At 67.2% G+C, this 20,420-nt stretch carries 18 protein-coding genes; 4 read left to right on the forward strand and 14 right to left on the reverse strand.

Features of this window, described 5'->3' with window-relative positions; genetic code table 11:
• Nucleotides 1–20: 20 nt before the first annotated feature.
• The 5 genes from pstS to BST28156_RS16715 all read right to left on the reverse strand — a co-directional run bounded on the left by pstS (nucleotide 21) and on the right by BST28156_RS16715 (nucleotide 6,597).
• The gene (gene pstS, locus BST28156_RS16695; RefSeq protein WP_069244933.1) at nucleotides 21–1,052 is read right to left on the reverse strand and encodes a phosphate ABC transporter substrate-binding protein PstS; all 1,032 of its coding nucleotides are present in this window, start codon (nucleotides 1,050–1,052) and stop codon (nucleotides 21–23) included.
• Between the two features lie 466 nt (nucleotides 1,053–1,518).
• Entirely contained in the window at nucleotides 1,519–2,874 is a 1,356-nt protein-coding gene (gene glmM / locus BST28156_RS16700; RefSeq protein ID WP_060241771.1) for a phosphoglucosamine mutase, read from the reverse strand.
• A gap of 28 nt (nucleotides 2,875–2,902) precedes the next feature.
• Nucleotides 2,903–3,805, reverse strand: coding sequence for a dihydropteroate synthase (gene folP, locus BST28156_RS16705; RefSeq protein WP_374991865.1), 903 nt, complete (start codon nucleotides 3,803–3,805; stop codon nucleotides 2,903–2,905).
• 67 nt (nucleotides 3,806–3,872) lie between these two features.
• The gene (gene ftsH / locus BST28156_RS16710; protein ID WP_040127098.1) at nucleotides 3,873–5,768 is read right to left on the reverse strand and encodes an ATP-dependent zinc metalloprotease FtsH; all 1,896 of its coding nucleotides are present in this window, start codon (nucleotides 5,766–5,768) and stop codon (nucleotides 3,873–3,875) included.
• Between the two features lie 166 nt (nucleotides 5,769–5,934).
• Nucleotides 5,935–6,597: an RlmE family RNA methyltransferase gene (locus BST28156_RS16715; RefSeq protein ID WP_059513551.1), complete on the reverse strand. Its 663-nt coding sequence runs from the start codon at nucleotides 6,595–6,597 to the stop codon at nucleotides 5,935–5,937.
• Between the two features lie 194 nt (nucleotides 6,598–6,791).
• Here BST28156_RS16715 and BST28156_RS16720 point away from each other — a divergent pair, with 194 nt between their 5' ends.
• Entirely contained in the window at nucleotides 6,792–7,319 is a 528-nt protein-coding gene (locus tag BST28156_RS16720) for a YhbY family RNA-binding protein (protein WP_174902802.1), read from the forward strand.
• 79 nt (nucleotides 7,320–7,398) lie between these two features.
• Here the strand turns inward: BST28156_RS16720 and BST28156_RS16725 are convergent, their stop codons facing one another.
• The 8 genes from BST28156_RS16725 to gloB all read right to left on the reverse strand — a co-directional run bounded on the left by BST28156_RS16725 (nucleotide 7,399) and on the right by gloB (nucleotide 17,862).
• Nucleotides 7,399–7,857, reverse strand: coding sequence for a DUF4149 domain-containing protein (locus BST28156_RS16725; RefSeq protein ID WP_040127095.1), 459 nt, complete (start codon nucleotides 7,855–7,857; stop codon nucleotides 7,399–7,401).
• Between the two features lie 14 nt (nucleotides 7,858–7,871).
• A complete protein-coding gene (greA, locus tag BST28156_RS16730; protein ID WP_006476345.1) occupies nucleotides 7,872–8,348 on the reverse strand; it encodes a transcription elongation factor GreA in 477 nt (158 codons plus the stop codon).
• 118 nt (nucleotides 8,349–8,466) lie between these two features.
• Nucleotides 8,467–11,721: a carbamoyl-phosphate synthase large subunit gene (carB, locus tag BST28156_RS16735; protein WP_060241766.1), complete on the reverse strand. Its 3,255-nt coding sequence runs from the start codon at nucleotides 11,719–11,721 to the stop codon at nucleotides 8,467–8,469.
• Nucleotides 11,722–11,770: 49 nt separating this feature from the next.
• Nucleotides 11,771–12,442, reverse strand: a complete 672-nt coding sequence (gene leuE, locus BST28156_RS16740; protein ID WP_060241764.1) for a leucine efflux protein LeuE — start codon at nucleotides 12,440–12,442, stop codon at nucleotides 11,771–11,773.
• Between the two features lie 26 nt (nucleotides 12,443–12,468).
• Complete coding sequence (gene carA, locus BST28156_RS16745) at nucleotides 12,469–13,614, reverse strand: glutamine-hydrolyzing carbamoyl-phosphate synthase small subunit (protein WP_174902803.1); 1,146 nt, start codon at nucleotides 13,612–13,614, stop codon at nucleotides 12,469–12,471.
• Nucleotides 13,615–13,968: 354 nt separating this feature from the next.
• Nucleotides 13,969–15,186 (reverse strand): MFS transporter, encoded by a 1,218-nt coding sequence (locus BST28156_RS16750; protein ID WP_174902804.1) that lies wholly within the window; start codon nucleotides 15,184–15,186, stop codon nucleotides 13,969–13,971.
• A gap of 137 nt (nucleotides 15,187–15,323) precedes the next feature.
• On the reverse strand, nucleotides 15,324–16,904 hold the full coding sequence (locus BST28156_RS16755) for a transglycosylase SLT domain-containing protein (RefSeq protein WP_060241759.1): 1,581 nt from the start codon (nucleotides 16,902–16,904) through the stop codon (nucleotides 15,324–15,326).
• Nucleotides 16,905–17,055: 151 nt separating this feature from the next.
• Nucleotides 17,056–17,862 (reverse strand): hydroxyacylglutathione hydrolase, encoded by an 807-nt coding sequence (gene gloB, locus BST28156_RS16760; protein WP_060241757.1) that lies wholly within the window; start codon nucleotides 17,860–17,862, stop codon nucleotides 17,056–17,058.
• A gap of 18 nt (nucleotides 17,863–17,880) precedes the next feature.
• Here gloB and BST28156_RS16765 point away from each other — a divergent pair, with 18 nt between their 5' ends.
• Genes BST28156_RS16765 through dnaQ form a run of 3 tightly spaced genes read left to right on the forward strand, consistent with a single transcriptional unit; the run spans nucleotide 17,881 to nucleotide 19,911 of the window.
• Nucleotides 17,881–18,693 (forward strand): class I SAM-dependent methyltransferase, encoded by an 813-nt coding sequence (locus tag BST28156_RS16765; RefSeq protein WP_060241755.1) that lies wholly within the window; start codon nucleotides 17,881–17,883, stop codon nucleotides 18,691–18,693.
• The gene (gene rnhA, locus BST28156_RS16770; RefSeq protein WP_009689084.1) at nucleotides 18,690–19,133 is read left to right on the forward strand and encodes a ribonuclease HI; all 444 of its coding nucleotides are present in this window, start codon (nucleotides 18,690–18,692) and stop codon (nucleotides 19,131–19,133) included. Before BST28156_RS16765 ends, rnhA begins: the two co-directional genes overlap by 4 nt.
• 43 nt (nucleotides 19,134–19,176) lie before the next feature.
• Nucleotides 19,177–19,911, forward strand: a complete 735-nt coding sequence (gene dnaQ / locus BST28156_RS16775; RefSeq protein ID WP_174902805.1) for a DNA polymerase III subunit epsilon — start codon at nucleotides 19,177–19,179, stop codon at nucleotides 19,909–19,911.
• Nucleotides 19,912–19,945: 34 nt separating this feature from the next.
• Here the strand turns inward: dnaQ and BST28156_RS16780 are convergent, their stop codons facing one another.
• The gene (locus BST28156_RS16780) at nucleotides 19,946–20,278 is read right to left on the reverse strand and encodes a YnfA family protein (RefSeq protein WP_060242196.1); all 333 of its coding nucleotides are present in this window, start codon (nucleotides 20,276–20,278) and stop codon (nucleotides 19,946–19,948) included.
• Nucleotides 20,279–20,420: the final 142 nt, after the last annotated feature.

The following is a 20,420-nucleotide window of genomic DNA, read 5'->3' on the forward strand; positions in this document are numbered from 1 at the left end:
GCAGCGAACCGCTGCAAAGCTTACTCGGCGATCGGCTTGCCCGATGCGTCCGTCACCTTCGTCTTCCACTGCTTGCGGATCTCGGCCGTGACTGCCGACGGCAGCGAGATGTAGTCGAGGCTGTCGGCCGCCTTCTCGCCGTTCTTGAACGCCCAGTCGAAGAACTTCAGCGTTTCCGTGCCCTGCGCCGGCTTGTCCTGCTTCGCGTGCAGCAGCACGAACGTCGCGCCGACGACCGGCCATGCGTCCTTGCCCGGCTCGTCCGTCAGGATCTGGTAGAACGACTTCGACCAGTTCGCGCTGGCGGCTGCGGCCTTGAACGTTTCGGTCTTCGGCTCGACGACGGCGCCCGACGAATTCTTCAGGGCCGTGTAGACCATGTTGTTCTTCTTCGCGTACGCCCACTCGACGTAGCCGATCGCGCCCGGCAGGCGCTGCACGAAGGCCGCGACGCCATCGTTGCCCTTGCCGCCCGTGCCCGTCGGCCAGTTGACCGTCGTGCCTTCGCCGATCTTCGACTTCCACTCGCCGTTGACCTTCGACAGGTAGTTCGTCCAGATGAAGCTGGTGCCCGAACCGTCAGCGCGGCGCACCACGGCGATGTCCGTATCCGGCAGCTTGACCTTTGGGTTCAGCGCGGCGATCGCCGGGTCGTTCCACTTCTTGATCTTGCCGAGGTAGATGTCGCCGAGCACCGGGCCCGACAGCGTCAGTTCGCCGGCCTTCACGCCCGGCACGTTGACGACCGGCACCACGCCGCCGACCACCGTCGGGAACTGGAACAGGCCTTCCTTCGCGAGTTCGTCGTCCTTCAGCGGCGCATCCGAACCGGCAAAATCGACCGTCTTCGCGATGATCTGCTTCAGGCCGCCCGACGAGCCGATACCCTGGTAGTTGATCTTCGCGCCGCCGGACTGCTGGTAGTCGGCAGCCCATTTCGTGTAGATCGGCATTGCGAACGTGCTGCCTGCCCCCGTGATGTCGGCAGCGTGCGCGGCAACGGCGAAAAGCGCGCCAGCCAGGCCGGCAATCGCGGTTTGCATCAATTTCATGAGACCTCCAGTGTGTGAGCGGATGACTACGGCACCGCGAAGGTTAGGGGCTGCTCATGACGGTAATGTGACAATCGATGAAACTGGCGTGACAGTAACATGACTGGTTGAAAGGGTATAGCAGCGTCCGCCGGGGTGGCGGCGCGGCACGGCGGCCGGCAAGAATTGCCGGTCCGAAGAGGAGAAATGCGGCACCCTTACGCGGTGCGCGAGCGGATCGTATCGTTCCGGGCACCGCGTGGAAAGCCCTTCGCCGCGGCTGCGGCCGCGCATAGCGGGGTCGGAAGCCACGCGCGCAGCGAACCGGTCTCCGGCACGTCTGGCGCCGCGGCGCGCCAGCAAAGCGACGCACCGCCGGTCGCGCGACTCAAATGAAAAACGGCGCCCGTCGGGCGCCGCCTATCTCGATGCACCAGCCGGCGGCACCGGAGACGCGCGGGTTCGCACATCCCGGTGCCGCCCGCGTTCAGGCCGTCGCCGCGCGCACGGCTTCGGCGATCGCCTCCGCGTGGCGGCTCGCATCGGCCGCATGCTGCGCTTCGACCATCACGCGCAACACGGGCTCGGTGCCCGACGCGCGGATCAGCACGCGCCCGCTGTCGGCCAGCGCCGCCTCGGCCGCCTCGATCGCCGCGCGGATCGACGCACTGCCCTTCCAGTCGGCATCCGGTTTCATCCGCACGTTGATCAGCTTCTGCGGGAACAGCGTCACGCCGTCGAGCATCTGCGCGAGCGTCTTGCCGCTGCGCTTGAGCGCGGCCAGCACGAGCAGCGCGGACACGATGCCGTCGCCGGTCGAATGCCGGTCGAGCGACAGGATATGTCCCGAGCCTTCCGCGCCGAGCTGCCAGCCGTGCTCGCGCAACTGTTCGAGCACGTAGCGGTCGCCGACCGCCGCGCGCACGAACTTCACGCCGGCGCGCTGCAGCGCGACCTCGACCGCGAGGTTGGTCATCAGCGTGCCGACCGCGCCGTCGACCTTGCCGTCGGTCGCGATGCGGTCCTTGACGAGCACGTACAGCAGCTCGTCGCCGTTGTACAGCCGGCCCGTCGCGTCGACGAGCTGCAGGCGGTCCGCGTCGCCGTCGAGCGCGATGCCGAGATCGGCATGATTCGCGCGCACCGCGCGCACCAGCGCATCGGGCGCGGTCGCGCCGACGCCGTCGTTGATGTTGAAGCCGTTCGGCGCGACGCCGATCGGCATCACCTCCGCGCCGAGCTCGTGGAACACGTGCGGCGCGACCTGATATGCGGCGCCGTGCGCGCAGTCGACCACCAGCTTCAGCCCGCGCAGGTCGAACGCGGCCGGAAACGTGCTCTTGCAGAATTCGATGTAGCGGCCGGCCGCGTCGTCGAGGCGGCGCGCCTTGCCGAGCCGGTCCGACGGCGCGCATTCGAGCGGCTTGTCGAGCCACGCTTCGATCTCGGCCTCGGTGTCGTCCGGCAGCTTGTTGCCGTCCGCCGAGAAGAACTTGATGCCGTTGTCCTGATACGGGTTGTGCGATGCGCTGATCACGACGCCGGCCGACAGGCGCAGCGCGCGCGTCAGGTATGCGACGCCCGGCGTCGGCATCGGGCCGGCCAGCATCACGTCGACGCCCGCCGCCGAGAAGCCGGCTTCGAGCGCGGCCTCGAGCATGTAGCCCGACACGCGCGTGTCCTTGCCGATCAGCACGGTCGGCCGCGCGCCGGTCGCAACCTCCGCCGCGCCGGCCAGCACCTTGCCGGCTGCATAACCGAGACGCAACACGAAATCGGGCGTGATCGGGGCTTCGCCCACCGTACCGCGAATGCCGTCCGTGCCGAAATATCGACGTCCCATGGTGATTCTTCCTCCTTCGTCTTCTGACTTACCGTTGCCGTGCGGCTTCGCGCACGGCATTCCATACCTTCAGCGCATCGACCGTCGCCGCGACGTCGTGCACGCGCACGATCGCGGCGCCGCGCCCGACCGCGCACAGCGCGGCCGCGACGCTCGCCGCGACGCGCTCGACCGGCGGCTTGCCGCCGATCACCGCACCGAGCATCGACTTGCGCGACATGCCGGCGAGGATCGGATACGCGCGCCCGTCGGGCCGCACGGGCGCCGTGTCGGGCAGCGCGGCCAGTAGCGCATAGTTGTCGTCGATCACGGCCTTGCCGAACCCGAAACCGGGATCGACGCAGATCCGCTCCGGCGCGACACCCGCGTCGCGCAACGCCTGCGCGCGCGCGGCCAGAAAATCGCGCACGTCGGTCACGACGTCGCCGTAATCCGGTTCGCCGACCTGCATCGTCTGCGGCTCGCCGAGCATGTGCATCGCGCACAGCCCGCTGTCGCCGTCGCGCACCGCGTCGATCGCGCCCGGCTGCCGGAACCCCCAGATGTCGTTGATCAGGTCGGCGCCGGCGGCGAGCGACGCGCGCATCACGGCCGGCTTGTAGGTATCGATCGACAGCGGCACGTTCAGCGGCCGCAGCGCCTCGACGAGCGGAATCACGCGCGCGAGCTCCTCGTCGAGCGGCACCGGCGGCGCGCCCGGGCGCGTCGACTCGCCGCCGATGTCGAGGATGTCGGCGCCTTCTGCGATCATCCGCTCGGCCTGCCGCAGCGCGTCGTCGCGCGCGAGAAAGCGACCGCCGTCGGAGAACGAGTCGGGCGTTGCGTTGAGGATGCCCATCACGAGCGGGCGTTCGAACGTCAGCGTGAAGCGACCGCACCGCAGCGGCGCGGGAACAGATGGGAAAACGGAGAAATCGGACACGAGCGGCAGGCTTGGATGAATGCAAAACGGGCCGGTGTGGAATCACACCAGCCCGTGAACGGAGCTAAAGCGGAGTTTATACCGGCGAAGCAGGCGCCGGAGCGTTGCCGGGCTTGACCTCGGCGCTGCTGCCGCCGCCCGACGACGGGTCGCTGCCGACCGCAGGCGACTTCGGCGAACGCGGCGGACGCCCTTCCATGATGTCGTTGATCTGATCGGCGTCGATCGTCTCCCACTCCATCAGCGCGGCCGTCATCGCCTCGACCTTGTCGCGATTCTCCTCGAGCAGGCGACGGGCCAGCCCGTACTGCTCGTCGAGCACGCGGCGGATTTCCGCGTCGACCTTCTGCTGCGTCGCTTCCGAGATCGTGCGCGTAAAGCCGCGGCCGAACGGACCGCCGTCGTTCTCGTCGTCGACGTAGACCATCGGCCCGAGCGCGTCGGTCATGCCGAAACGGGCCACCATCGCACGCGCCGTCTGCGTCGCCTTGTTGAAGTCGTCCGATGCGCCGGTGCTGATCAGGTTCAGGAACAGTTCCTCGGCCACGCGGCCGCCGAACAGGATCGCCAGACGGTCGAGCAGGTAGTCCTTCGAGTACGTCTCGTTGTCATGCTCCGGCAGCTGCCACGTGACGCCCAGCGCACGGCCGCGCGGAATGATCGTGACCTTGTGCACCGGATCGGCCTTCGGCAGCAGCTTCGCGATCACCGCATGGCCCGACTCGTGGTACGCGGTCGCGCGCTTCGCTTCCTCGCGAATCACGGCCGACTTGCGCTCCGGACCCATGAAGATCTTGTCCTTCGCGTCCTCGAAATCCTGCATCTCGACGATGCGTTTGCCGCGACGCGCGGCGAACAGCGCCGCCTCGTTCACGAGGTTCGCGAGATCGGCGCCCGAGAAGCCCGGCGTGCCGCGCGCGATAACTGCCGCATCGACGTCGTTCGCGATCGGCACCTTGCGCAGGTGCACGCGCATGATCTGCTCGCGGCCGCGGATGTCCGGCAGGCCGACATAGACCTGGCGGTCGAAACGGCCCGGACGCAGCAGCGCCTTGTCGAGCACGTCCGAACGGTTGGTCGCGGCGATCACGATCACGCCCGAGTTCGCTTCGAAGCCGTCCATCTCGACGAGCATCTGGTTCAGCGTCTGCTCGCGTTCGTCGTTGCCGCCGCCCATGCCGGCGCCGCGATGACGGCCGACCGCGTCGATTTCGTCGATGAACACGATGCACGGCGCATGCTTCTTCGCCTGCTCGAACATGTCGCGCACGCGGGCCGCACCGACGCCGACGAACATTTCGACGAAGTCCGAACCCGAGATGCTGAAGAACGGCACCTTCGCTTCACCGGCGATCGCGCGGGCGAGCAGCGTCTTGCCGGTCCCCGGCGGGCCGACCAGCAGCACGCCGCGCGGAATCCGACCGCCGAGCTTCTGGAATTTCTGCGGATCGCGCAGGAAGTCGACCAGCTCGGACACTTCCTCCTTCGCTTCGTCGCAGCCCGCGACGTCGGAGAAGTTCACCGCGTTGTTGTTCTCGTCGATCAGCCGCGCGCGCGATTTCCCGAACGAGAATGCGCCGCCTTTGCCGCCCCCCTGCATCTGCCTCATCATGTAGAACCAGAACACGATGATCAGGATCGTCGGCCCGAGGTAGTACAGCGCGGACATCAGTGCGTTCGGCTCGTCGTCGGCCTTGCCGCTGACCTGCACGCCGTACTTCATCAGATCGCCGACCATCCAGATGTCGCCGGGCGACACGATCTGGTATTTCTGGCCATCAGCCGGAGTGACGGTGAGGTTGCGCCCCTGAACGATGACGTTCTTGACCTTGCCGTTCTTGGCGTCGTCCATGAACTGCGAATAGGACACGCCTTCCTGGACGCGGGGCTTGTCGAACTGCTTGAACACCGTAAACAGCACCAGTGCGATCACCAGCCACACTGCTGCCTTCGAAAACATATTGTTGTTCAAAGCACCACTCCTTCACTCGTAGACGAGCGCCTACATTTTCCTTGCGGCGCTCCTCGGTCATTCTAATCCAGTCCGACCACCCCCGCCATAAGCATTGACAACCGCCGCGATAGCGATTCGCTTGTCTGGCAAGGGCCGGAGCCCGTTTGCGGCTCCGTGCTCCGCGTTACTGCGGATGCTTCAGATGCCGACCCAAAATGAACGTTTCGGACGATTTGTCGCGGGACGCCTTGGGTTTGCGTGGTGCGACGACTTTAAACTGCTGCTTGAACTTCTCGACGATCTGGCTGTAGCCGCTGCCGTGAAAGCACTTCACGAGCAGCGCACCGTCCGGCTTCAGATGATTCTGCGCGAATTCGAGCGCCAGATCGCACACGTGCTCGATGCGCGCCGCATCCGCCGACGCCACGCCCGACAGGTTGGGGGCCATGTCGGAAATAACAAGGTCTACCGGGCGACCTTCGAGCACGTCCTCGAGCTGGTGCAGCACGTCGTCCTCGCGGAAGTCGCCCTGGATGAAGTGCACGTCGGCGATCGGCTCCATCGGCAGCATGTCGAGCGCGACGATCGTGCCGTCGATTCCGCCCTCGCGCACCGCGTCGCGCTTCTTGCCCTGCGCGAGCTTGTTGCGGGCATACTGGCTCCAGCTGCCCGGCGCCGCGCCGAGATCGACGATCACCTGGCCCGGACGGATCAGCTTGTCCTGCTCGTCGATTTCCTTCAGCTTGTACGCGGCGCGCGCGCGATAGCCCTCCCGCTGCGCCATTTTGACGTACGGGTCGTTGATGTGGTCGTGCAGCCAGTGCTGGTTAAAGCGGTTTTTTGCCATTCGAGAGAGAGATTGCTGCCATTTGCTTCGTGAAGCCGCGCTTTTGGCGGATAATACGCGTCTTCTTCGCGCGGCTGCGGCCCCGTTTCGGGCCCAAGCCGCGATTTTACGTGGTTTCGGCGCGCGGCTGATGCGGTAACTGCTCCGCCTGCGCTTTTCGTGCAACGCGCCCTTATTTAGATTTCGACATTTCCATGCCCGCCCTTTCGCTTTCCCCCGCCGAGCGCTCCGCGCTGCGCTCCCAGGCCCATGCGCTCAAGCCCGTCGTGCTGATCGGCGCCGAGGGGCTGACCGACGCCGTGCTGAAGGAAATCAAGGTGCACCTCGACGCGCACCAGCTGATCAAGATCCGCGTGTTCGGCGACGAACGCGACGCGCGCATCGCGATCTACGACGAGATCTGCGACCGTCTGGACGCCGCGCCGATCCAGCACATCGGCAAGCTGCTGGTGATCTGGAAGCCCGAGGCCGCCGTGGCGGCCCCGGCCCGCGGCCGCCGTGCCGGCGCGCTGCCGAGCGCGGCCGAAGCCGCCGACGACAGGAAAGGCCGCGCCCCGCGCACCGTCAAGGTCGTCAAGGTGTCGCCGAACGCGAGCCCGGTGCGCCGGCCGAAGCCGACCAAGGTCGTCGTGCGCGGCAACGAGCGCGTAACGGCCGGCGGCAACGTGAAGCGCGCGAAAAAGCGCCAGGCAAGCACGAAGCGGCCGTTCCAGGACAAGTGATCGAGAACGGCACGGGTCACCCGTGCCGTCCTGCGAGCCCCGGGCCCGGCGCCAGCCGGCCCGCGCGGCGCCGGGACGCTTACGCGTCGCGCGCCGGCAGACGCCAGATCAGCATCAGCCCCAGCACGCTCTCGACCAGGTAGAACAGGCTCGAGACGCCGTGCAGCATCCCGAAGCGGCTCGCATACGGCGAGTTCGCGATATCGGTGCCCGCTTCCATCGCGGCCACCCGCAGCGCGTTCATGAACGGCTGCAGCGCGAAATACCCGATCAGCACGCAGACGACCATCGCCGCGACGACCCAGCGCACGCGGCGATATTCGTCGCCGCCGCGCCGCACCTGCTGGTTCGACAGCGCGAGCAGCAGCACGCCGCACACGACGCCGACGATCGCCTCGATGCGGAACAGCTGGGCCGCGACCGAACCGGCCGTCATTCGCTCGAGCGTCTTGAACAGCACGGGCGCGACCGCGTACCCGATCGTCAGCAGGCTGCCGACCCAGACGGTCGACAGCAGGCGGAACACGCGATGCGGCATTGCGTCGCTCCGCTTCAGATGTAGCTGACGGAAATGATTTCGTACTCGCGCACGCCGCTCGGCGCCTGCACGGCCGCGACGTCGCCTTCGGACTTGCCGATCAGCGCGCGCGCGATCGGCGAGCTGACCGAGATCAGGCCATGATCGATATCGGCTTCGTCGTCGCCGACGATCTGGTACTTGACGGTGTCGCCCGACTCGAGATCCTCGAGCTCGACCGTCGCGGCGAACACCACGCGGCCGTCCGCATCGAGGACGGTCGGATCGATGATCTGCGCAGCGGACAGCTTCGATTCGAGTTCCGCGATGCGGCCCTCGATAAAGCCCTGCTTTTCCTTCGCAGCGTCGTATTCGGCGTTTTCGGACAGATCGCCCTGTGCGCGGGCCTCCGCGATCGCGTTGATCACGGCCGGCCGCTCGACGGACTTGAGGCGCTGCAATTCATCGCGCAGTTGCTCTGCGCCACGCTTTGTCAACGGAATGGTGCTCATAAACGGCTCAATCGCTAAAAACGGCTATAAAAAAAATCACCGCGATTAAGCGCATTTCCGGCGAACCGGAAACACCGCCTAATCGCGGCACGTGTTGCTTCGACAGGTAACTGACCGCTTAGTTTAGGCGAGCGTGAAGACCTTGTAAATCATAGACTTCCAGATCCTTCAGGTAACGCAGGCCTTCGACCGCCGCGCGCGCGCCCGACATCGTCGTGTAGTACGTGACCTTGTGCGCCTGCGCGCTCATGCGGATCGAGCGCGAATCGGCGATCGCCTGGCGCGTTTCGTCGACCGTCGTGAACACGAGCGCGATCTCGCCGTTCTTGATCATGTCGACGATGTGCGGACGGCCGTCCTTCACCTTGTTGACGACCTTCACCGGCACGCCGGCCGCCTCGATCGCGGCTGCCGTGCCCTTGGTCGCGACGATCGGGTAGCCGAGGTCGTGCAGCATCCGCGCGACTTCGACCGCCTTCGGCTTGTCGGCATCCATCACGGTCAGCAGCACCGTGCCCGACTCCGGCAGGCGCGAACCGGCCGCGAGCTGCGACTTGAACAGCGCCTCGCCGAAGGTCCGGCCGACGCCCATCACTTCGCCGGTCGAACGCATTTCCGGCCCGAGCACCGGATCGACGGTCGGGAACTTGACGAACGGGAACACCGCTTCCTTCACGCTGAAGTACGGCGGCTCGACTTCCTTCGTCACGCCCTGCTGCGCGAGCTTCTGGCCGACCATCGCGCGCGCCGCGATCTTCGCGAGCGGCAGGCTGGTCGCCTTCGACACGTACGGCACCGTGCGCGATGCGCGCGGGTTCACTTCGAGCACGTAGATGATGTCCTGCTTCGAGCCGTCGGCCTGCGGCACCTGCTGGATCGCGAACTGCACGTTCATCAGGCCGACCACGTTCAGCGCCTTTGCCATCGCGGCGGTCTGGCGCTTCAGCTCGGCGACCGTTTCCTTCGACAGCGAATACGGCGGCAGCGAGCATGCCGAGTCGCCCGAGTGGACGCCCGCCTGCTCGATGTGCTCCATCACGCCGCCGATGAACACCGCGTCGCCGTCGCAGATGCAGTCGACGTCGCACTCGATCGCGTCGTTCAGGAAGCGGTCGAGCAGCACCGGCGAATCGTTCGACACCTTCACGGCCTCGCGCATGTAGCGCTCGAGGTCGCGCGGCTCGTGGACGATTTCCATCGCGCGGCCGCCGAGCACGTACGACGGGCGCACGACCAGCGGGTAGCCGATTTCGGCCGCCAGCGCGAGCGCCTCTTCTTCGGCGCGCGCAGTGCGGTTCGGCGGCTGGCGCAGGCCGAGGTCCTGCAGCAGCTTCTGGAAGCGTTCGCGGTCTTCCGCCGCGTCGATCATGTCCGGCGAGGTGCCGATGATCGGCACGCCGTGCGCCTCGAGGTCGAGCGCGAGCTTCAGCGGCGTCTGGCCGCCGTACTGGACGATCACGCCGACCGGCTTTTCCTTGTCGACGATCTCGAGCACGTCTTCGAGCGTCAGCGGCTCGAAGTACAGGCGGTCGGACGTGTCATAGTCGGTCGACACCGTTTCCGGGTTGCAGTTGACCATGATCGTTTCGTAGCCGTCCTCGCGCATCGCGAGCGCCGCGTGCACGCAGCAGTAGTCGAACTCGATGCCCTGGCCGATCCGGTTCGGGCCGCCGCCCAGCACCATGATCTTCTTGTTGGTGGTCGGCTGCGCCTCGCACTCTTCCTCGTAGGTCGAGTACATGTACGCGGTCTTCGTCGCGAACTCGGCCGCGCAGGTGTCGACGCGCTTGTAGACCGGGCGCACGTTCAGCTCGACGCGGCGGCGGCGCACGTCTTCCGGCGTCGCGCCGAGCAGCTTCGCGAGGCGGCGGTCGGAGAAGCCGCTCTGCTTCAGGAAGCGCAGCTCGTCGAAGGTCAGCGACGCGAGCGTGCGGCCCGCGAGCGCCTTTTCCTTCAGGATGATCTGCTCGATCTGCGCGAGGAACCACGGGTCGATCGCGGTTTCCGCGTAGATTTCCTCGGCCGTCATGCCGATGCGGAACGCATCGCCGACGTACCAGATGCGGTCCGGGCCCGGCTCGTGGATCTCGATTGCGATTTCGTCGCGATCGGTCGACTTCTCGTCGAGACCGTCGACGCCGACTTCGAGGCCGCGCAGCGCCTTCTGGAACGATTCCTGGAACGTGCGGCCGATCGCCATCACTTCGCCGACCGACTTCATCTGCGTGGTCAGGCGCGAATCGGCCTCGCGGAACTTCTCGAACGCGAAACGCGGGATCTTCGTGACGACGTAGTCGATCGTCGGCTCGAACGACGCCGGCGTCTGGCCGCCGGTGATTTCGTTCTTCAGCTCGTCGAGCGTGTAGCCGACCGCCAGCTTCGCCGCGACCTTCGCGATCGGGAAGCCGGTCGCCTTCGACGCGAGCGCCGACGAACGCGACACGCGCGGGTTCATCTCGATCACGACCATGCGGCCGTCCTTCGGGTTGATCGAGAACTGCACGTTCGAGCCGCCCGTGTCGACGCCGATCTCGCGCAGCACCGCGAGCGATGCGTTACGCAGGATCTGGTATTCCTTGTCGGTGAGCGTCTGCGCCGGCGCGACCGTGATCGAGTCGCCGGTGTGCACGCCCATCGGGTCGAGGTTCTCGATCGAGCAGACGATGATGCAGTTGTCGGCGCGGTCGCGCACGACTTCCATCTCGTATTCCTTCCAGCCGAGCAGCGATTCCTCGATCAGCAGTTCGCGCGTCGGCGACAGGTCCAGGCCGCGCTTGCAGATCTCCTCGAACTCCTCGCGGTTGTATGCGATGCCGCCGCCCGAGCCGCCGAGCGTGAACGACGGACGGATCACGACCGGATAGCCGCTGCCGCCGGTGTACGCCATGATCTCCGCGTGCACCTGGGTCGCTTCTTCCATCGAGTGCGCGATGCCCGACTTCGCCGAGCCGAGACCGATCTTGGTCATCGCGTCCTTGAACTTCTGGCGGTCTTCCGCCTTGTCGATCGCTTCCGGCGACGCGCCGATCAGCTCGACGCCGAACTTCTCGAGCACGCCGTGGTGATGCAGGTCGAGCGCGCAGTTCAGCGCGGTCTGGCCGCCCATCGTCGGCAGGATCGCGTCCGGGCGCTCCTTCTCGATGATGCGTGCGACGACTTCCCACGTGATCGGCTCGATGTAGGTCACGTCGGCCGTGTTCGGGTCGGTCATGATCGTCGCCGGGTTGCTGTTGACGAGAACGACCTTGTAGCCCTCCTCACGCAGCGCCTTGCATGCCTGTGCGCCCGAGTAGTCGAACTCGCACGCCTGGCCGATGATGATCGGGCCGGCGCCGATGATGAGGATGCTTTTGATGTCTGTGCGTTTTGGCATGGCTTGTGAATTCAATAAGTAATCGTTGTCGTGGATCGGCCGGCTGCGCTCAGCTCATGGTGGCGAGCGCGAGTTTCACCGAGAAGCCGATGAACAGGCCGCCCACGCTGCTCGCCGCGCCCGCCGCGAGCCTGCGGCGGCGGCGGAAATGCTCGGCGAGCCGTGCGCCCGCGAAGATCAACGTGCTCAGGTACAGGAAGCTCGCGCATTGCGCGATCGCCCCGAGCACGGCGAACGACAGCGCGGGATGCGGGAATGCCGGGTCGACGAACTGGATGAAGAACGAGATGAAGAACAGGATCGCCTTCGGGTTCAGGAGGCTCACGATCAGCGCCTTGCGAAACGGCCTGTCGAACGACCGCTCGCCGTCGGCCGCGCGCGGCGCCTCGGCCGGCTCGCCCGCCGGCGCGCGCAGCTTGCGCCACGCGCCGCGCAGCATGCCGGCGCCGATGTAGAGCAGATACGCGGCGCCGCCGTACTTGACGACCGAGAACAGCAGCGGGTTCGCCTTCAGCAGCGACGCGACGCCCGCGGCGGACAGCACCATCAGCACCGTGTCGCCGACGAACACGCCGCAGGCCGCGCGGTAGCCGGCCTTCACGCCGCGCTGCGCCGCGAGCGACAGCACGTACATCGAATTCGGCCCCGGCAGCAGGATGATGAAGATCACGCCGAACACATAGGTCCAGATATCCGTGATGCCGAGTGCGTGACCGAACATGATGCGGGCCTCCTTGCTTCAGCCGTTCAGGCGGTGCGCTGCTTCGCCGCGTCCATCAGCGCGGTGAAACGGTCGAACAGGTAGCCGATGTCGTGCGGGCCGGGCGACGCTTCCGGGTGGCCCTGGAAGCAGAACGCCGGCTTGTCGGTCAGCTCGAAGCCCTGCAGCGTGCCGTCGAACAGCGACACGTGCGTCGCGCGCGCGTTGGCCGGCAGCGAGTCGGCGTCGACCGCGAAGCCGTGGTTCTGCGACGTGATCACGACGCGGCCGTCGGCGAGGTCCTTCACCGGGTGGTTCGCGCCGTGGTGGCCGGTCTTCATCTTCAGCGTCTTCGCGCCGACCGCGAGGCCCATGATCTGGTGGCCGAGGCAGATGCCGAAGGTCGGCACGCCGCGCTCGATGAAGGTTTTGGTGGCCGCGATCGCATAGTCGCACGGCTCCGGATCGCCGGGGCCGTTCGACAGGAAGATGCCGTCCGGATTCAGCGCCAGTGCGTCTTCCGCGCTCGCCTGCGCGGGCAGCACCGTCACGTGGCAGCCGCGCTCCGCGAGCATGCGCAGGATGTTGTACTTGACGCCGAAGTCGAACGCGACGACGCGGTACTTCGGCGCTTCCTGCATCCCGTAGCCGCGGCCGAGGCGCCATTCGGTCTGCTTCCACTCGAACGGCTTGGCGGTCGACACGACCTTCGCGAGGTCCATGCCGGCGAGGCCCGGGAACGAGCGCGCGAGCTCGATCGCCTTCGCTTCGTCGTCGGAGCCCGCCAGGATGCAGCCGTTCTGCGCGCCCTTGTCGCGCAGGATGCGGGTCAGCTTGCGCGTGTCGATGCCGGCGATCGCGACGACGCCTTCGTCGCGCAGGTAATCGCCGAGCGTGCGGTCCATGCGGAAGTTCGACGCGAGCGTCGGCAGGTCGCGGACGATCAGGCCGGCGGCATGGACTTTCGTGGCTTCGACGTCTTCGGCGTTGACGCCGACGTTGCCGATATGCGGATAGGTGAGCGTGACGATCTGGCGCGCGTAGCTCGGATCAGTCAGGATTTCCTGATAGCCGGTGATCGCGGTGTTGAACACGACTTCGCCGATCGTATGGCCTTCGGCCCCGATCGAATAACCACGAAAGACCGTGCCGTCGGCGAGTGCAAGCAAGGCGGGAGAAAAAGACGGCAACACGGGAGGCTCCTTGGGGAACACCCTGCTGCCGACCTGTTTACCCTGCCGCGCGGGCGCCGCGCTGCGTAGACGCGCGCGGTCGCCAGCGGGACGCTGTCGGCAGGGTCGGCACGCGAACCCGGCGCGTGGCGCACGAGGCTTCGCGGCATCGCCCGGCAGGCGGCGTGCGGCGGATGAACGGGATGAGTGAGGTAGGCGCTAGGGTGCGAGGTTGATCAGCACAAACTTTCAAATTATAGCCCGAAAATGGCCCTATCTTCAATCGATATGGCCGTCCGATCATGTGCGCGCCGCAGCGAGCGGGCGCTTCTGCCCCGATTTCAGGGGCGCCATACCCGCCAGCGTACCGCCGGATCAGTGCGCTTGGCCAGCGCTGCGCGCCGGCCATATGTACCAGACCGCGCTCGCGGCCTGCAGCGCGAGCAGCACGCTCCACGCGGCGATGTGCGCGGCGGCTGGATAACGGCCGTCGACCGCGGGCCAGTGCGACAGCACCGCGCCGACGCCGATCTGGAACGCGAAGATCAGCAGGAAGATCACGAGCGTCAGCGTGGTGTTCGCGCGGCCGATCAGGTGCGCGGGAAAATGGCCGGCCATCACCGCGTAGGTCAGGATGCCGACCCCGCCGAATATCCCGTACGCAGCCCACAGCACGGCGGGCGGCAGCGGCACGCGCGCGACGATCGCGACCTGCGTCGCGACGAACAGCGCCATGCCGACGCCGCAGAATGCGTAGACGGACACGCCGCGCCGCTCGAGCATGCGCGCCGCCGCGCCGAAGCCGACGCAGCCGGCCATCATCGCGAAGCCGAGCACCGACACGAGGCGCGCCGCGTGCTGCGCATCGAAGCCCGCGACGTCGCGCAGATACGGCCCGACCCACAGCGACTGCATCGCATAGAACACGCCCTGCGTGACGACCGAGAACGACGCGATCTTCCAGAACGCGCGGCTGCTCAGGATGTGCCAGGTGCCCTTGAACTGGCTGACGAGCCCGCCCTGGTGGCGCGTCTGCGCGGCTTCGGGCGCGCCGAAGCCGATCGCGGCCGCGACGACGATCGTCAGCACCGCGAGCCCGCCGCAGATCGCGCGCCAGCTGGTCCAGCCGAGCAGCCAGGTCAGCGGCGAGCCGACCACGACGCCGCCGAGGCCGCCGACCGCCATCACCAGGCCGTTGACGAGCGGCAGCCGGCCGACCGGGAAATGCTGCGCGAGCGCCTTGAACGCCGCGCCGAGGCACACCGACACGCCGACGCCGATCAGCAGCCGGCCGATCATCATCGTGCCGACGCTGTGCGCGGCGCCGAACACGGCGGCGCCGGCCGCCGCGAACAGCAGCATGCCGGCCGTCACGCGGCGCGGGCCGAAATGGTCGAGCATCACGCCCGCCGGAATCTGTGCGCCCGCGAAGCCGAGAAAGTAGAGACTGGTGAGCAGGCCGAGATCGGCGGCCGACAGGCCGAGTTCGCGCGTGACGAACGGCGCGAAGCCGAGATTGACGCCGCGAAACACGTACGACACGAAATAGCCGAGCGCAAACAGCGCGAGCACCCTCACCTGCACCGACGACATCACTCCTCCCGATCGGATCGAGCGGCGGCTGCGCGCCGCGCGCAAACAAAAACGCCGTCACCTCGGTGACGGCGTTTTCGTCGGATGATAGCGCAATCGCGCAGCCCGGGCAGGCTGCCGCCGCGCCGGCAGCCGCGTTACTTCTTCTTGCCCTTGCGCGCAGCGGCCTTGGCCGGCGCCGCCTTCGCGGGCGCGGCGCGGGTCGTGCGCGCGGCCGGCTTCGCCGCACCGCGCTTCGCGCCGCGCGCGGCGGACTTGCCGCCCGTCGACAGGCTCGCGCGCTCGATATGACCGCCGCCGACCGACGTCGCGATCCGCTCGGGGCCCGGCTCGGCCGGCACCGCGCGGCCGACCGGCACGTGCAGCACGAGCGCCTGGCCCGGCATCGCGAGATCGCGGTGCGTGCGGTTCCATGCCTTCAGCTGGCCGACCGACACGCCGTAGCGGCTCGCGATCGTCGCCATCGACTGCTTGCGGCGCACGCGGATCAGCATCTTGCGCGTGTCGGGCACGTCCGGCTCCATCGCGAGCACGCCGTTTTCCGCGACGTCCGCGCTGATGTCCTCGTCATCGTCGTCGCCGCGCGGCACGACGATCGTCGAGCCCGGCTTCAGGCGCATGCCGGCCGGAATCTTGTTGACCGACATCAGCGTGTCGGCGTCGACGCCGATCTTCTCGGCAATCGCCGCCGGCCGCGCGCGCTCGCTGACCGTGTAGGTCGTCCACGACGACAGCTGGCCGTCGTACGACTTCAGGTTCTTCTCGAACGCCGACGCGTTGTCGAACGGCAGCAGGATCTGCGGATCGGTCGCACCGAGGATCACCGGCTTCGAGAACGACGGGTTCAGCGACTTGAATTCGTCGAGCGACAGGTTCGCGAGCTTCGCGGCGACCGACACGTCGATGTCGCGCGACGTCGTGACCGTCACGAAATACGGGTGGTTCGGGATGTCCGGCAGCGTCAGGCCGTACTGCTGCGGATTCGCGATGATGTTCTTCACCGCCTGCAGCTTCGGCACGTAGTTGCGCGTCTCGTTCGGCATCCGCAGGCTCTGGTAGTCGGTCGGCAGGCCGGCCGCCTGGTTGCGCGCGATCGCGCGCTGCACGTTGCCCTCGCCCCAGTTGTACGCGGCCAGCGCGAGATACCAGTCGCCGAACATGTCATGCAGGCGCGACAGATAGTCGAGCGCGGCGCTCGTCGACGCGAGCACGTCGCGCCGCTCGTCCTGCCACATGTTGCGCTTCAGGTTGTAGGTGCGGCCCGTGCCGGGCATGAACTGCCACATGCCGGCCGCCTTCGCGACCGACAGCGCCTGCGGGTTGTATGCGGATTCGATGAACGGCAGCAGCGCGAGCTCGGTCGGCATGTGACGCGCCTCGAGCTCCTCGACGATGTGATACAGGTATTTCTGCGAGCGCTCGGTCATGCGCTGCACGTAGTCGGGACGCTGCGTGTACCACGTCGTCTGCATGTCGACGAGGTCGCTCTGCAGGTCCGGCATCTGGAAGCCGCGGCGAATGCGCGCCCAGAGATCGCTGTCGGCACTGGTCAGATCGCCGACGGACTGCTTGTCGACGTCGACGGTTTCTTTGGCGGTGGCGGATTTACGGAGGTAGGTGGACGTCGCCTGCGAATCGGCGGCGTTGTTGGCGACAGGGCCCTGACTCGCACAAGCGGCGAGTAGCAGGACCATCAGCGCACTCAATATAAGTCGCATGAAAATCTCGGCTTCCGACGGCTGGAAATTGCAGGCGATACTACGGAAGTGCGTGCTTCACGTCAATAAAAACACCGAAAACTCAGCGAAATCCTGCATTTGGAGCAATTTTTACAGACTCCGCTTGAGCTTTGGAGTCCTCCGGAAACGCTCATCGGAACCGGTTTTTCCATTCGCGCATCAGCGTGAACGCCGCGAGACGATCCGGCACCGTTTCGTGCAGTTCGGCCTCGAGCGTCGCGCGGATCGCCTCGCTGTCCGCACGCATGAACGGGTTAACGGCACGTTCGTGCGCGATCGTAGTGGGCAGCGTCGGCACGCCGCGCGCGCGCAGCGCCTGCGCTTCGTCGCGCCACGCAGCCAGCGCCGCGTTGCCGGGCTCGCACGCGAGCGCGAAGCGGATGTTCGACAGCGTGTATTCGTGTGCGCAATGCACGCGCGTGTCGCCCGGCAGCGCCGCGAGCGCGTCGAGCGACGCGAGCATCTGCGCGGGCGTGCCCTCGAACAGGCGGCCGCAGCCGCACGAGAACAGCGTGTCGCCGCAGAATATGTGGGGCGCCGCCGCGCCCTGCCCGGCCGGCTGGAAGTAGGCGATATGGCCGCGCGTGTGGCCCGGCACGTCGAGCACGTCGAAGCGCGCGGCCGGCGCGGCGAGCGTCACGCGCGCGCCGCCCGCGAGCGGCTGCGTGACCACGCCGATCGACTCGGCCGCCGGGCCGTAGACGGGCAGCGGCAGATCGTCCGGCTGGCCAGCGCGCAGTGCTGCGACACCGCCGACATGGTCGGCGTGGTGGTGCGTGAGTAAAATAGCGGTCAACCGCCAGCCGCGTTCGGCGAGAACGCGGCGCACCGGCGCGGCTTCACCCGGATCGACGGCGATCGCATCGCGGCCGTCCGACACGAGCCAGATGTAGTTGTCTTCGAATGCCGGCACCGGCACGTATTCCAGCTCGTTCATGGGCGCGCAATCATCGTTATGTCTGACCGACAAATTATAGACTGGCCAGCCTGGACCGACTCCCCTCCCGGCCGTTACGTGCTGGGCTGGGAGCAGGCGCAGCTCGACCGCATCGTGTCCGACGTGTTCGGTTTTCACGCGCTGCAGCTCGGGCTGCCGCAGCTCGACGCGCTGCGCGAGAACCGCATGCCGTATCGCGGCCTCGTGCTCGATCCGGCGAGCGGCGCGAGCGCACCATTCCAGTATCCGCGGGCGCGCGCGGCGCACGCGCCGGAACACGCGCCGGCCGATCGCAGCACGACCTGGTGCGACCTGCTGGACCTGCCGTTCGAGTCGCAGAGCGTCGACCTGATCGTGATGCCGCATACGCTCGAATTCACGTCCGACCCGCACCGGCTGCTGCGCGAGGCCGAGCGCGTGCTGATGCCGGAAGGCCAGCTCGTGATCACCGGCTTCAATTCGCTGAGCCTGTGGGGCATGCGGCAGACCTTCGGGCGCATGGCGAACCGGCCGTTCGTGCCGGCCACGCGCGACCAGATCGCCTTCATCCGGCTCAAGGACTGGATCAAGCTGCTCGGCTTCGATCTCGAGCGCGGCCGCTTCGGCTGCTACCGGCCGCCGCTCGCCACCGACAAATGGCTCGCCCGCTACGGCTTCATGGAAGCCGCCGGCGACCGCTGGTGGCCGATCTTCGGCGCCGTTTACATGGTGACGGCCGTCAAGCGCGTGCGCGGCATGCGCCTCGTCGGCCCGATCAAGGTGAAGAAGCCCGTGCTCGCGCCGGGCCTGACGCCGGCGGCCTCCCCGACCACCCATCAAGAACACTCATGACCATCGATACGATCGACATCTATACCGACGGCGCCTGCAAGGGCAATCCCGGCCCCGGCGGCTGGGGCGCGCTGCTGCGCTTCGGCGACCGCGAGAAGGAGCTGTTCGGCGGCGAGCCGAACACGACCAACAACCGCATGGAGCTGATGGGCGTGATCGCCGCGCTCGAGGCGCTGAAGCGGCCGTGCCGCGTGATCGTCCATACCGATTCGCAGTACGTGCAGAAAGGCATCAGCGAGTGGATCCACGGCTGGAAGAAGAAGGGCTGGATGACCGCGGCGAAAACGCCGGTGAAGAACGCCGACCTGTGGAAGCGGCTCGATGCGCTCGTCGTGCAGCACGAGGTCGAGTGGCGCTGGGTGAAGGGTCACGCCGGCCATCCCGAAAACGAACGCGCGGACGCGCTCGCGAATCGCGGCGTCGAATCGCTCGCGGCCTGACCGCCGGCCGCCTCCCTGCCCTGTTTCTCCCGATTTATCCGACATGCGCCAGATCATTCTCGATACCGAAACCACCGGCCTGAATCCCCGCACGGGCGACCGCCTCATCGAAATCGGCTGCGTCGAGCTGCTGAACCGGCGGCTCACCGGCAACAACCTGCACATCTATGTGAACCCCGAGCGCGACAGCGACCCGGGCGCGCTGGCGGTGCACGGCCTGACCACCGAATTCCTCAGCGACAAGCCGAAGTTCGCCGAAGTCGTCGATCAGATCCGCGACTTCGTGAAGGGCGCGGAGCTGATCATCCACAATGCGCCGTTCGATCTCGGCTTTCTCGACGCCGAGTTCGCGCGGCTCGGCCTGCCGCCGTTCACCGAACATTGCGGCGGCGTGATCGACACGCTCGTGCAGGCCAAGCAGATGTTCCCGGGCAAGCGCAACTCGCTCGACGCGCTGTGCGACCGTTTCGGGATCAGCAACGCGCACCGTACGCTGCACGGCGCACTGCTCGACTCGGAACTGCTCGCCGAAGTGTATCTGGCGATGACGCGCGGGCAGGACAGCCTCGTGATCGACATGCTCGACGACGAGGCGGCCGACGGCGGCGCGGGCAACGGCCAGCGCGTGTCGCTCGCGTCGCTCGACCTGCCGGTGCTGGCCGCGAGCGACGACGAGCTTGCCGCGCATCAGACCCAGCTCGACGAGCTCGACAAGTCGGTCAAGGGCACCTGCGTGTGGCGTCAGGCGGCTGCGGCCGACGCAGCCGAAGCGGCCTGACGCAGCAGCGCCGCGTCTGCGTCTGCGGCCGCGCTCACGCGCGCGGCTGCAGCGCGATGACGGCCATCCCGGCCAGCGCGAGCGCCGCGCCGGCCATGTCCCAGCGGGTCAGCGCGACGCCGTCCACGATCCGCAGCCAGATCAGCGCGACCGCGATATACATGCCGCCGTACGCCGCGTACGTGCGGCCCGCCGCGCTCGGATGCAGCGTCAGCAGCCACGCGAACAGCGCGAGCGACAGCGCGGCCGGCGCCAGCAGCCACACGGGCCGCCCCGCCTTCAGCACGAGCCATGGCAGGTAGCAGCCGACGATTTCGGCCAGCGCGGTGGCGGCGAACAGCGCCGCGATCTTGATCCATTCGGTCATCCGATTCCCCGTGAATGCGGCCCGCATCATCGGGCCCGCGCGGCCTCGCCGCGCGCCGCCGATCATACCCGAGCGCGCCCCGCCAGGCGGGCGTTTCCCGGCAATTTGCACGATCGTCTGCCATCGTGCTATCATGTCGCCT

This window comes from Burkholderia pseudomultivorans, assembly GCF_902499075.1.
Taxonomy (GTDB): Bacteria; Pseudomonadota; Gammaproteobacteria; order Burkholderiales; family Burkholderiaceae; genus Burkholderia; species Burkholderia pseudomultivorans.